Source organism: Streptomyces sp. NPDC002788, assembly GCF_053592115.1.
Map to the genome: position 1 here is coordinate 263,553 of NZ_JBSFVB010000010.1, position 12,633 is coordinate 276,185.

At 71.0% G+C, this 12,633-nt stretch carries 10 protein-coding genes; 5 read left to right on the plus strand and 5 right to left on the minus strand.

The window, feature by feature from the left end:
- Nucleotides 1-52: 52 nt before the first annotated feature.
- A complete protein-coding gene (locus ACWD1U_RS20755) occupies nt 53-1,051 on the plus strand; it encodes a glycosyltransferase family 2 protein (RefSeq protein WP_451109373.1) in 999 nt (332 codons plus the stop codon).
- 104 nt (nt 1,052-1,155) lie between these two features.
- Nucleotides 1,156-1,710 (plus strand): hypothetical protein, encoded by a 555-nt coding sequence (locus ACWD1U_RS20760; RefSeq protein WP_451109375.1) that lies wholly within the window; start codon nt 1,156-1,158, stop codon nt 1,708-1,710.
- Here the strand turns inward: ACWD1U_RS20760 and ACWD1U_RS20765 are convergent.
- Both ACWD1U_RS20765 and ACWD1U_RS20770 read right to left on the minus strand, forming a co-directional pair.
- Nucleotides 1,703-2,215 carry a DUF2165 domain-containing protein gene (locus ACWD1U_RS20765; RefSeq protein WP_451109376.1) on the minus strand — a complete coding sequence of 171 codons (513 nt, stop codon included), beginning with the start codon at nt 2,213-2,215 and terminating at the stop codon, nt 1,703-1,705. The genes ACWD1U_RS20760 and ACWD1U_RS20765 overlap by 8 nt on opposite strands.
- Nucleotides 2,216-2,696: 481 nt before the next feature.
- Nucleotides 2,697-2,891: a DUF397 domain-containing protein gene (locus ACWD1U_RS20770; protein ID WP_451109378.1), complete on the minus strand. Its 195-nt coding sequence runs from the start codon at nt 2,889-2,891 to the stop codon at nt 2,697-2,699.
- Between the two features lie 159 nt (nt 2,892-3,050).
- Between ACWD1U_RS20770 and ACWD1U_RS20775 the strand changes: the two genes are divergently transcribed.
- Nucleotides 3,051-3,287, plus strand: a complete 237-nt coding sequence (locus ACWD1U_RS20775) for a hypothetical protein (protein WP_451109435.1) — start codon at nt 3,051-3,053, stop codon at nt 3,285-3,287.
- Nucleotides 3,288-3,468: 181 nt separating this feature from the next.
- Nucleotides 3,469-4,584 carry an ADP-ribosylglycohydrolase family protein gene (locus tag ACWD1U_RS20780; RefSeq protein WP_451109380.1) on the plus strand — a complete coding sequence of 372 codons (1,116 nt, stop codon included), beginning with the start codon at nt 3,469-3,471 and terminating at the stop codon, nt 4,582-4,584.
- A gap of 23 nt (nt 4,585-4,607) precedes the next feature.
- Here the strand turns inward: ACWD1U_RS20780 and ACWD1U_RS20785 are convergent, their stop codons facing one another.
- From ACWD1U_RS20785 to ACWD1U_RS20795, 3 genes are all read right to left on the minus strand, one after another.
- Complete coding sequence (locus ACWD1U_RS20785; RefSeq protein ID WP_451109382.1) at nt 4,608-6,179, minus strand: sodium:solute symporter family protein; 1,572 nt, start codon at nt 6,177-6,179, stop codon at nt 4,608-4,610.
- 254 nt (nt 6,180-6,433) lie between these two features.
- The gene (locus tag ACWD1U_RS20790) at nt 6,434-8,299 is read right to left on the minus strand and encodes an MFS transporter (RefSeq protein ID WP_451109384.1); all 1,866 of its coding nucleotides are present in this window, start codon (nt 8,297-8,299) and stop codon (nt 6,434-6,436) included.
- A gap of 195 nt (nt 8,300-8,494) precedes the next feature.
- Nucleotides 8,495-11,488: a D-alanyl-D-alanine carboxypeptidase gene (locus ACWD1U_RS20795; RefSeq protein ID WP_451109386.1), complete on the minus strand. Its 2,994-nt coding sequence runs from the start codon at nt 11,486-11,488 to the stop codon at nt 8,495-8,497.
- Nucleotides 11,489-11,724: 236 nt separating this feature from the next.
- On the opposite strand from ACWD1U_RS20795, the gene ACWD1U_RS20800 reads away from it, so the two are divergent.
- The gene (locus ACWD1U_RS20800) at nt 11,725-12,480 is read left to right on the plus strand and encodes a GOLPH3/VPS74 family protein (protein ID WP_451109387.1); all 756 of its coding nucleotides are present in this window, start codon (nt 11,725-11,727) and stop codon (nt 12,478-12,480) included.
- Nucleotides 12,481-12,633 lie beyond the last annotated feature (153 nt).

A 12,633-nucleotide genomic window follows, 5' to 3' on the forward strand; every position in this document is an offset into this window, starting at 1 on the left:
CACGCTCATATCGCATTATTTCGTACGTATGACGCATCGGTTCGAGTGAGGAGTGGTCGTGCGACCGACGATCGCGTGTGTCGTGCCGTGTCACAACGAGGAGGCGGCCGTCGGCAAGGTGGTCCGCGACCTGCGAGCGACCCTCCCCGAGGCCGTCGTCTACGTGTACGACAACGCCTCCACCGACCGCACGGTGGAGCTCGCCCGGGAGGCGGGCGCGATCGTCCGGGAGGAGTCCCGCAAGGGCAAGGGCAACGTGATCCGCCGGGCCTTCGCCGACGTGGACGCGGACGCGCTGCTCATCATCGACGGCGACGACACCTACGACGCCTCCCGCGCCCGGGACCTGGTGGACCTGCTCTTCGATGGGCCGTACGACCAGGTCGTGGGGGCCCGACGGGTGACGGTCGACGGGGCCTACCGGGCCGGGCACGCGGTGGGCAACAAGGTACTCACCGGGGCCGTGCGGTCGCTGTTCGGCAACGACGTGAGCGACATGCTCAGCGGCTACCGGGTCTTCTCGCGGCGCTTCGTGAAGTCCTTCCCGGCGCTGGCCCGCGAGTTCGAGACCGAGACCGAGATGACCATCCACGCGCTGCACCTGCGGCTGCCCACGGCGGAGGTGGTCGTGGACTACCGGGTCCGGCCCGCCGGCGGCGAGAGCAAGCTGCGCACGTACCGGGACGGCTGGCGCATCCTGCGGGTCATCCTCGACCTGGCGCGCCGCGAGCGCCCCTCGCTCGTCCACACCGTGATCGCGGGCGTGCTGGCGCTGGTCTCGGTCATCCTCGGCATCCCCGTCATCGCCGACTTCATCGAGACCGGTACCGTGCCCCGCGTTCCCACGGCGATCCTCGCAGCCGCGATCATGACGATCGCCGCCCTGGTCCTGCTCGTGGGCTACATCCTCGAGTCGCTCACGCACATGCGGCAGGAGCAGACCCGGCTGGTGCACCTCTCGTACCCGGCCCCGGTGCGCTCCCCGCGCCACGCCGCCCGCGGCGCCGGCACCGGGCCGGTACCGGTCCGCGAGACGGCCGACGGGCCCTGAGGCGGTCGGTGCCCTCGTGGCCGCCTGGGGAGTGGCGGACGCGCAGTACGATGATCGGAACCCCGGTGGTGTGCGGGGTCCCGTGACTGAGGAGATGCGTGCCGGTGCCTGCCCGACTTCCTTCGTGGGCCTGGGTGACCGGGCTGACCGTGGGAGCGATAGCCGCGGTGACGGTCCTGGGCGTGCAGGCGGACCGGGGTGCGCACCCCACCGCCGGCTCCGCCAAGCCGAGCGCCACGGCGTCGGCGCAGCCCACGCCCACGGCGTCGGTCCCGGCGAGGGTGCCCGACGGCTCCGGCAGCGGCCGGCGCATCGTCTACTCCCTCGGCGAGAAGCGGGTCTGGCTGGTCGACGCGAGCGACGCGACCCGCCGTACCTTCACCGTCTGGCCGGGCACGGTCAGCCCCGACCCCGGCACGTACGCGATATCGTTCCGCAACCCGGCGACGACCGGCTCGGACGGCGTCCGGATCGAGCACATCATGTACTTCACCGCGAAGTCCGGCGTTTCCGTCGCCTTTTCCAACGCGGTCGACGGGGCATCGCCGCCGCCCGCCGCCTCCGGCGCGAAGACGGGCGGTGTCCGGATGAAGAAGGCGGACGGCTCGGCACTGTGGGCGTTCGGCACGGTCGGCACGACCGTGGCCGTGGTCAAGTAGCGGACGTCTCCGACCGCGGGGCGGACAGCTGGTTGACGATCAGCACGACCCCGCTGAACACGAACACCCGGATCGCGGCGTCCAGCCCGTTCCAGGTCTTCGACTGCCACATCGAGAACCACTCACCGCCGATCGCGATGAACCCGGCCCCGAACAGCAGCATCACCATCAGCAGCCCGTACGTCGACATCCGCCGGGCACGCGCCTCGTCCCGTCTGGCCCACAGCCAGCTGCCGTATATGAGGACGAGGGCGGCGACGGTCTCCCACGCGATGATCGCGACGTAGGCGGCGTCCTGCAGTCCCTCGCTGGTGATGGCCCGCCACATCAAGTCCTCGTCCTTGAACGTGGTGTCCATGGCCAGAACATGGCGGACGAACTGCTGGTTGGTCCCGAAGTCGGTGATGTTCCCGAAGGCGACGAGCGCCATGTAGAGGGCGACGGATGCGGTGAGCAGCGTGGCGGCGAGGGACAGCCCGCCGCGTGAAGTGGTGGAGGTGGCCATGACGATCATTCTCCCCGGGCGCGGCCGTCGGTGTCTCCCCAACCGCTGGACCGGAGTGACGACGGAGGCGGTCCGTTGAACAGCATGCGAATCACCTGTGTACGGACGTGATCCGACCGTGACGCAATGGATCGTGGTGGGGTAATCTTTGAGCCAAGAGGCTTGTGGTCTGGTCGAGTTACTTCTGGGAGGTGTGCGATGGTGCGGCGGCTGATTCCTGACGAATCCCAGATCCGGTCGGCACGCTCACTCCCGGACCACAGCCGTCCCCGGTCCCAGCGCACATCTGCCTGACCGTCCCCACCCCCCCCTTGTTCTTCCTTTCAACACCCCTGCATTCAAGGAGGCATCGGTGTTCGACGAGCGCAAAGAAGCGGAAATGAGGCTGTACTCGGAGAAGCTGGCCCGGGAACTCGCCCTGAGGAAGGAGCGCGAGGAGGCGGACGAGACCCCTGAAACGCCCCTCGCCCAGGACTGAGAGTCAGCGCCCCGCCGTGAATTCCAGGAACTCGGACCAGGCGCCGTCGGTGAATGCCAGACGGGCGCCGTCCTTGTTCTTGGAATCGCGGATGTGGATGGCGGGGTGATGCTCGGGGGATATGGCGACCTCGACGCAATCGGGTCCGCCATTTCCGCTGTAGCTGTTCTTGATCCATGTCAGCGCGGTGGGCGTCATGTCTCTTCTCCCAGCACTTTTTCGATGAAGCCCAGCGACTCGCGGGGCGAGAGGGCCTGCGCCCGGATCATGCCGTAGCAAGGTGTTCGAGTTGACGGCGCAACATGCCTGGCTCCGGAGGTTTCGGCCTGGCTGGACCGGGGCGTCCCCGCCTCGGCCGTGACGCGGACCCTGACGGCCGGCCTGCCCCACGACCCGATCAAGCACCCGGCGGCCCTCCTGTCCCACCGCCTGACCACCCTCCTCCCCCCACCCCTGCCCGAGGCTCCGCCTCGTCCGGCGCCCGCCCTCCATCCCGACCCGCTCCAGACCTGCGACGGCTGCGAACGGTCCTTCCGGGCGGCGCTGCCCGGCAGATGCCGCGAATGCCGGACCACCGAGCGGAAGGCGGAGTAGGCGTGCGGGGAACAAGTCATGTGAGGTGAGCTGCCTCAGCGGTCGCGCATTGCGGGCTGCCACCGACCGCTCGGCACCACCCCGGCCACACCTTCCACCCCTTCTACCCCCTGAACCCACCGTCCCCCTTCGAATACAGTGCTGAGCTGTCGTACGTGTGGACGGTCCCTGGGAGGTCAAGGTGGGTGCGACTGCCGGTGCCGTCTGGGGCCGTACGGAGCAGCAGGACTTTCGCAGTCGGGTGCGGGGGACGCTGCTCGGATCGGCCGTCGGGGACGCACTGGGTGCGCCCGTGGACGGGCTGGGGATCGACGCGATCAGGGAGGCCCACGGGGCCGAGGGGCTTGTGGACCTCGCCCCCGCCTACGGCAGACGCGGTGCCGTCACCCATCTCACCCAGCTCACCCTGTTCTCCGTCGACGGGCTGATCCGCGCGCAGGTGCGGCGGGACACCGGCGCCTGGCATCCGCCCACCGACCTGCACCGGGCGTATCTGCGCTGGGCCGCCACCCAGCGGGACTGGGGACCGGACGAGCGCCGCAAGGAGGACGGGTGGCTCGCCCGGGAGGAGTGGCTGTACGCGCGGCGGGATCCCAGCCGTGCGCTGCTCCTCGGGCTCGGGGACGAGATGATGGGGACCCCGGACGCGCCCAAGAATCCCGGTGAGGCCGGGCCCGAGGCCGCCGCGCGGTCCGCTCCCTTCGGGCTGCTCGTCGGCTGGGAGCCGCAGCTCGTCGCGCAGCTCGCCGTCGAGTGCGCCGCCCAGACCCACGGGCATCCGACGGCCTGTCTCGCGGCGGGCGCGTACGCCGTGATCGTCCATGCGCTGGCGCTCGGGGAGAATCTCGACGGTGCCGTCCAGCGGGCGTTCACGCTGCTCGCCGGCCGGTCCGGGCACCAGCCCGTCTCGGACGCGTTGCAGCATGCGCTGGGCGCCGTGCGGCAGGGCATGCCCGGTCCGGAGCGGGTGGCCGAGCTGAGTGGGGCCGGGACGGCGGAGGGGCTGGTCGGGGCCGCCGTGTACTGCGCGCTGGTCGCCGCCGACGTCCGGCACGGGCTGTGCCTCGCCGTCAACCACGACGGCCCGTCCGCCGCCGTCGGCGCGCTGACCGGCGGTCTGCTCGGCGCCCTGCACGGAGAGACGGCCCTCCCCCCGGCCTGGCTGGCCGAGCTGGAGGGCCGCCCCACGATTCTGGAGCTGGCCGACGACTTCGCCATGGAGATGACCCAGGGCCCCGCACTGCACGGGCCCGGGGGGTCCGCACCGGGGTGGCTCGCCCGCTACCCGAGGGCCTGAGCCGGCCTTTCGGCAGGTGCTCCTCAGTCCTTGACCGTCGTGCGCACCACCTCGTCCGCAGGCCCGGCCGGTGCCGGCACCGCGGCCGCCGCCGCACCGTCCCCGTCCGTGTTGATCTTCTCGATGAGCGCCAGCCGCTCCGGGGTGTCCTCCGGCTTGATGTAGCCGATGAGGATGTAGAGGACCAGGGAGACCGCCAGCGGGATCGACACCTGGTACTGGAGCGGGACACCGCCCTCGACGCTCCAGTGGATGGGGTAGTTGACCAGCCAGAAGGCGAACAGGCCCATGGACCAGCTGGTGAGGGCGGCCGTCGGGCCGGAGCGGCGGAACGCCCGCAGCAGGCCCAGCATCATCGGGATCGCCATCGGCCCCATCAGACCGGCCACCCACTTGATGACGACCGTGATGATGTCCTTGAACGCCGGGGAGTTGACCTGCGTCGCCGCCGCCATGGACAGCCCGAGGAAGACGACCGTGGCGATACGGGCGACCCGCAGGCCCTGGCTCTGGTTCCAGGTCCGGGCCCGCGCCCAGATCACCGGCGCGCAGTCACGGGTGAACACGGCCGCGATGGCGTTGGCGTCCGAGGAGCACATGGCCATGGTGTGCGAGAAGAAGCCGACGATGACCAGGCCCAACAGTCCGTGCGGCAGGAGCTGTTCGGTCATCAGCGCGTACGAGTCGGAGCCGTCGCCCTTCTGCGACTCGACCAGCAGCGGGGACATCCACATGGGGAAGAACAGCACCAGCGGCCAGACCAGCCAGAGGATCGCCGACAGCCGGGCCGACCGCTCGGCCTCCTTGGCGTTCGGCGTGGCCATGTAGCGCTGGGCCTGGTTGAGCATGCCGCCGTTGTACTCGAAGAGCTTGATGAAGAGGAACGCCAGCAGGAAGACCGTGCCGTACGGGCCGACCAGCGGTTTCTCGTGGCCCTGGAGCTCGGGGGAGTCCCAGACGCCGAAGAAGCCGCCGTGGTCGTCGAGCCGCACGAACACCGCGACGAACATCGCCACGCCGGCGAGTAACTGGATGACGAACTGGCCGAGTTCGGTCAGCGCGTCCGCCCAGAGGCCGCCGATCGTGCAGTAGATCGCCGTGATGCCGCCGGTGATGAGGATGCCCTGGTTGAGGGAGATGCCCGTGAAGACGGACAGCAGCGTCGCGATCGCCGCCCACTTGGCGCCCACGTCCACGATCTTCAGCAGCATTCCTGACCAGGCCAGCGCCTGCTGCGTCTTCAGGTCGTAGCGGTTCTTCAGGTACTCCAGCGGGGAGGCCACATGGAGCCGGGAGCGCAGCCGGTTGATGCGCGGCGCGAACAGCTTCGACCCGATGGCGATGCCGAGGGCGATGGGGAAGGACCAGGTGACGAAGGACGTGACGCCGTAGGTGTAGGCGATGCCCGCGTACCCGGTGAACATCACCGCGCTGTAGCCCGACATGTGGTGCGAGATGCCGGACAGCCACCACGGCATCCTGCCGCCGGCGGTGAAGAAGTCGCTGACGTTGTCCACGCGTTTGTGCGACCAGACGCCGATCGCGACCATCACGGCGAAGTAGCCGATGAGCACGGCCCAGTCGAGACCGTTCATGAGTCCCCTTCCACGGTGCTGCCGCCACAGTCAGGCATGTGAACTCTGGGTTCGGTGACGTGCGCACGGCAAGGAAGGGGAAGGTCAAGAGAGGGCAAAATAGTTCGCTGAGGTGACCTCAGTTCACGCACATGAACGCAATGGGTGGGGAATCGGCCTCACCGCAGTCGGGGCTGGGCACGGTGGAGCCGGTGGCGCCGCTCGTTCCCGCGGTGCCGGGTACCGACCTGACCGCGGGGCGGCTGCGCTGAGGGTCAGCGCAGCTCCTCCGGGCACGGTGTTCCCCTGGGCAGTTGGTACGGGGCCGCCAGGCGGTACGTGCCCGCCTTCGGGGCCAGGAGTTCCGTCCACTTGTCGCCGTGGGCGTCCTCCTCCGTCTCCGTCAGGCAGCCGTTGACGTTGACGTACGACTTGGGCTCGCCCTCGGGACGGTCCTTCGAGGCTTCCGTCTCCTGGGGCGGCTCCAGGCTCTTGCCCTCCGCGTCGACGATGCTCAGCCAGGGGGAGTAGGGGATACGGACCAGGATGCGGCCGGGCTTCCGCACCTGGAGGATCATCTCGCCCTGCTCGGCGCGGTCGACCACGGCGTTCGGCTCGGCCAGGGGGGTGGGGGCGGTCACCTTGAACAGCTGCCAGTTGGCGTCGCCCCAGATCTGGTTCAGGTAGGGCAGACCGCGCTGCACCAGGGCGCGTTCCCGCTCGCCGCCGTCGCCGTCCGGCTCGTCCTTCGGCAGGACGACGTAATGGACTGCCCAGCGCTTCAGCCACTCGTGGTAATTCGCCGAGTTGAGGGTGTCGTCGTAGAAGAGGGGGTTGCGCTCCATGTCGGCCTGGCGGTTCCAGCCGCGGGCCAGATTGACGTAGGGGGCGAGGGCGGAGGCCTCGCGGTGGGAGCGGGCGGGGACGATTTCGACCCGGCCCTTCTCGGCGCCGACCTCCTGCAGTTCGTTCACCAGCGGCGCGAGCTCGCGGGACCAGGACGCCGCCGGGGCCGTGTGGACGATGTCGTCGACCGTCTTGAAGCCGATCCACACGGTGAATCCGACGAGTGCCACGACGGCGGTGTACCACTTGCGGCTGCGCGGCACCGTGAAGGGGAGCGCGGCGACCAGTGCGACTCCGGCGAAGAGCATCGCCAGGCGCGTGATGTTCGAGCCGATCTGGGAGCTGATGAGCCACACCAGCACGACCCCCAGGCCGTACACCGCGGCCGTCAGCCGGACCGTCTTCCAGTCCTGCGGCACCAGGACGAAGACGAGGATCGAGAACGTGAGCGGCAGCAGCACCGACCCGATCATCATCGGCTGCGTCCCCGAGAACGGGAACAGCCACGCGGAGACCGCGACAACCGCGCTCGGCGCCAGGCCCAGCGCCCAGGCGCCGGGACGCCGCTTCTGCAGGAACAGCGCCACGGCCACCAGGCCCACGAAGAGGCCCGCCACCGGCGACGACATGGTGGCGAGCGCCGCCAGGGGCGCCGCGCACAGGGCCTTCGCCCAGCGCTTGTGACGCCACTTGTACGGCCAGCAGAACACGACCGCGACCGCGCCGAGCGCGAACATCATGCCCAGGCCGAAGGTCACGCGGCCGGACACGGCGTTGCAGAACAGCCCGAACACGCCCGCCAGCGACGCCCAGAGCGGGTTGCGGACCGAGCGGGAACGCAGGAGGAGCAGCGTCAGCAGTCCGGCCGAGACCGTGCCCGCGATCATCATCGTCGTCCGCACGCCGAGCAGCGACATCAGATACGGCGACACCATGCTGTACGACACCGGATGCATGCCGCCGTACCAGGCGAGGTTGTACGCCGAGTCCGGGTGCCGGCCGACGAACTCGGCCCACGCGTCCTGCGCCGCCAGGTCGCCGCCGCTGTTCGCGAACGTGAAGAACCAGACGACGTGGAGGATTCCGGCCAGGCCGGTGATCGACAGGACCGGGTGGCGCAGCATGCGCTCACGCAGCGTCAACAGGGCGGGGTGGAGCCGGGATCGGCCGTCACGTCCGGGCGTACCGGCGCCCTCCCGCGGGGGGCCTTCCGGCTTTGCGGGCAGGCGTATTCGCGGGCCGGATACCGAACCCGGATCGGCGTCGTCTGCGTGTTTCGGCTCCGCAGTGGCCACTCGAAGGCACTCCCCGTGTCCCGTCTTCTGTTCTCGGCTTCTTCCCCCCGCCGCGTACCGTTCGCCCTCGGTGCGCAGCCGCGCCGCCGCGCCCGGCGACCTGCCCCGTTTCGTGACGCTAGCACGCACCCCGCCGGGCAGCGCCCGGACGGGCCGTTACCGGCGGGATGCGGTGGTGCGGGGTCGCGGTCCGGCTCAGCCGATGCGCGTCAGCTTGTCCGCGAAGCCCGGTTCCACCAGGTCCTTCTGGAGAGCCACCGGCACCTTCACGGCGCTGGTCGTGCCGTCACCGACGGTGAGCGTACCCACCTTCCTGCCGGCCTTCGCCTGATGCGGCAGGTCGTCCGCGGCGAACGTCAGCTTGACGGACAGGCCCGCCCAGCCGACGGCCGTGACGTCCTCGGTGGCGACGACCGGCGTACGGCCGCCGAGACCGTCGTCGGCGTACCCGACGATGTCGCCCTTCTTCAGGATCGTCGCCGACTCCAGCGCGCCCTGCGCGGCCCTGATCAGCTTGTCTCCCTCGTGCAGCGCGGCACCCAGGATGGTGTTGTCCGGGCCGCCGGCGGGCTGGCGCACGACGGCGCCGACGATCCGGCGGGTCTCGCCGTCGACGTCCTTCCTCGCCGAGAAGACGAGGTTGCCGAGCGCCGAGGTGGTGGTGCCGGTCTTGATGCCGGTGACGTCGTTGTAGCCGACCAGGCGGTTCCAGTTGTCGTGCTTGGTGCCCTTGTAGTCGACGTACGACATCATCGCCGCGACCTCGCGGAACGCGGGCTGCTGCATGGCCGCCTTGGCGAGCTTCACCTGGTCCACGGCCGTGGACACGGTCGTGTTGTTCAGGCCCGACGGGTCGGTGTACGTCGTGTTCTTCATGCCGAGGTCCTTGGCGGCGTCGTTCATCTTCTGCACGAACGCCTTCTCCGACCCCGCGTCCCAGCGGGCGAGCAGCCGCGCCACGTTGTTCGCGGACGCGATCAGGATGCTCTCCAGGGCCTCCCGCTCGGTGATCTGGTCGCCCTTGGTCACGTCGACGGTGGACTCCTGGCCCGCGTCCGACTGGTCCTGGGCGGCCTGGTCGATATCGATCTTCGGGCCTTTCTCACCGCTCTTGAGCGGGTGGTCGCGCAGGATCAGGTAGGCGGTCATGACCTTGGCGACACTGGCGATCGGCACGGGCTTCTGCTCGCCGGAGGAGCCGAACGTGCCGATGCCCTGGACGTCCAGCGCGGCCTGGCCGTCGGTCGGCCAGGGGATGTCGACCTTGCCGCCCTCGAAGGTGTAGCTGTCCTTCGCGGTGAGGTCGAGGGTGGGCGTCGGCAGCGGGCGCACGCTCTGCACGACCGCGAAGACGATCACGAGCAGCAGCGCCAGCGGCGTCCAGATCTTCACCCGGCGTACGGCCGTGCGCAGCGGGGTCGCCGGGGGCGGCGGGGTGTTCGTCAGCTCGGCCAGCAGATCCAGCGGCGGCTTCGGCGGCAACGGCTGCTGCGTGGTCCGCTCGGGGCCGACGGTGGGGACGGGGGCGGTGGCGTCGGCGGGCCGGGTCCGCCCGGCGGGTGCGGCCGGTCCGGCCTGAGGGTCGGACGGCGGCTTCCGCGTCGCCGGGTCGTCCAGCGGCTTGAGCGCGACGAACTTGCTGGTCCGCTCGGATTCCTTCTCGGGGGCGTCCTTGGGAGCGACCTGGGAAGTGGCCTTGGCAGTGGCCTTGGGAGCGCCGCCGAGCTTCAGCATGGTGGTCGGCTGGTCCACCGGGGGCCGCACCGCCTTGAAGACGGCGGTGGGCTGGTCGACGGGGGGCGAGGAGGGCTTGCCGCCGTCGTCGTCCTTGCCGGCGTCGCCGGTGTTCTCGTCCTCGGTCTCGTCCTCGGTCTCGCTCTCGGCGGCGTTGTCCTCGGCGGCGGCCGTGGTGCCGGCGCGGGCCTTCGAATCGGCCTCGGCGTCTTCGGACCGCGGGTCCGCGGGCTCGGCGGCCTCGCCGCCGGTGTCCGCGGTGCGGCTCGCGTCACGTGCCGGGCCGCCGGCATCGGAAGCGGCGGTGTCGGTCTCGCCTTCGGTGTCGGTGTCGGTCTCGGACGCGGCGGTGTCGATCTCGCCGTCGGTGCCCGGGAGGCCGGCGGTGGCGGAACGGTCCGCCTCCGCCTCCTCGTCCCGGCTCCGGGCGCCCTTGGACGCCGCCCCTACGCCCTCCTGGCCGCCCTCTGGGCCACCGGCGCTGCCGGCGGCCGCCTGGCCGTCCTGGGCGCCCTCGCCGGTGTCGGCGGGCTTGTTCGCGGCCTTGGCTTCCTGGTTGTCCCCGGTGCGCTTCCCGGTGTCGGCCGGCTTGTCCGGGCCCTTGGCTTCCCGGCCTTCCTCGGCGCGGTCGCCGGTGCCGGAGGGCCGGTCCGAGTCCCCGGCCTCCTGGCCGTCCACCGCGGCCGTGCCGCCCTGGGCGGGCTCGGACGCCTTCCCGTCGGTCTGCCGGCCGTCCGCGGAGGCCTTGTCGGCACCCTCGGCGGCCTCGGCCCGGCCCTCGGCATCGGCAGGCTTCACGTCCTCGTCCGCCGACACGACCCACGCGGCCACGGCGTCACGGAGCCGCCCGTCACCGGCGGCGGCGTCGTCGCCCTGCCCGCCGGAACCGGGGGACTTGCCGGAGCCCTTCACGGACGCCTCCGCGGGCTCCTGGCCCCCTTCACCGGCCGCAACCGAGGCGCTCTCACCCTGCTCGGGGTCAGCCGCACCCGAGGGCTCCTCACCCTGCTCGGCGTCCGCCACCGCCTCCTCGGCCCCCGGGGCGTCCTCGTCCCGCTCCGCGTCCGCCCGTCGAGCCTCGGGCACCTCGCCCGAGTCGCTCGCGCCCCGCCCGGCGCCGGCCGACACGCCCTCGGCGTCCGCGACCGCGTCCTCCGTGCCCGAGTCGCTGTCGCCCCGCTCCGCGTCAGCCGCCGCATCCGTGTTCCGCTGGGTGTCCCGCTCGGCGTCCCGCTCGGCGTCCTCCGGCTCCTCGGCCGTCCGGACGGACAGCACCCGCGTCGCCGTATCGACGCCGCCGCGCGCCGCCGTCGAGGAACTCTTCGCGTCCCGGGCCACCGCGAGTCGCGGGTCGGCGGACTCGCTCCTGGCCTCGGGAACCGGACCCGCGCTCCCCGACGTCGGTTCTGCCGACGACTCGCGCTGCTTCGACCTGTCGGGGGACTCGCCCGCCACCGATGCCTCCTCCTCGCGCCGCACCACCCGCGTGCGCGTACCGAACCGTGAACCGCCGCCCTGACACCGCTCCCCGGCGCTGTCCGAACCATGTACCAGTGTCCTGCGCGCGGATCGAACCCGTCCGGTAGACGAGAACGACATACCTACTGGTTCCACTACGAACCGGTCACGCACCCTCGACAGACCAATGTGAGAGGGGTCACCCTGTCATTCATCCACGCGGGGAGGCATGGATGGGCAGGAGCCGCAGAACCATTCCGGAGGAGCTTCTGCTGCTGGCACTGGACCCGGCCACGGGTACCACTGCACAGCCGCAGTCGCTCGACCTTGGTCTGGCCGGAGCACAGCTAGTGGAGCTGGCGCTGGCCGGACGGATAGCCCCAGACGGGGATCGTATCGCCGTGGTGGTACCACGGCCGACTGGAGATCCGACTCTGGACTGCGCGTTGGAGTTGCTGCGAAGGCGTGGCGCTCCCGTACGGGCGGTCCACTGGATAGGCGGGCCGCGTCTCGGGCTCCGCCAGACCTACCTCTCGCATCTGGAGCGGTGCGGCATGGTGCATGCCGTGGCGGGACAGATGTGCGGAGTGCTGCCGACGACTCGCTACCAGGCGACGGACACCGAGATCAGCCGGGAGATCAGGGCCCGGCTGGACTCCGCGATCCGCACCGGCGTACCGCCGGACCCGCGGACCGCGGCGCTCGCCGCCCTCGCACACGCGGTCGGCCTCGGCAAGCACCTGTACCCGGGCAACGAGGGACGTTCCTCTCGCTCCCGGCTCAGGGACCTGATCAGGCACGACCCCATGGGCGGCCTCGTCGCGCACGCGGTGATGGACGTTCAGAACGGCGTGGGCGCACAGCCGCGCCGCAGCCAGGCCCCGTCCGGCCGTCAGGCCACCGGCGGAGCCAGGCCCGCAGCGGAACCCGCCCGAGGCGTTCCGATGCAGCCGCGCCACGGAACCATGGCGCGCGCCGCGGTCCACTGAGCCGGACCGCACCGGACCTGTACGACCCACGGCCGGTACACGCATCACGGGACCCCACGAGCCCGGTCACGGGAGCCGCTGTCCGAGCGGGGCGGAGAGAGCGCAGACTCTCTCCGCCCCGCTCGGCGTGCCGTGGCCGAACTGGCGTGTACC

Bases quoted from the DNA above. Each gene is read 5' to 3' on its own strand.
- ACWD1U_RS20765 (WP_451109376.1), bottom strand. From the start codon at position 2,215: ATGGCCACCTCCACCACTTCACGCGGCGGGCTGTCCCTCGCCGCCACG.
- ACWD1U_RS20770 (WP_451109378.1), bottom strand. From the start codon at position 2,891: ATGACGCCCACCGCGCTGACATGGATCAAGAACAGCTACAGCGGAAAT.
- ACWD1U_RS20785 (WP_451109382.1), bottom strand. From the start codon at position 6,179: ATGAACGGTCTCGACTGGGCCGTGCTCATCGGCTACTTCGCCGTGATG.
- ACWD1U_RS20800 (WP_451109387.1), top strand. From the start codon at position 11,725: ATGGGCAGGAGCCGCAGAACCATTCCGGAGGAGCTTCTGCTGCTGGCA.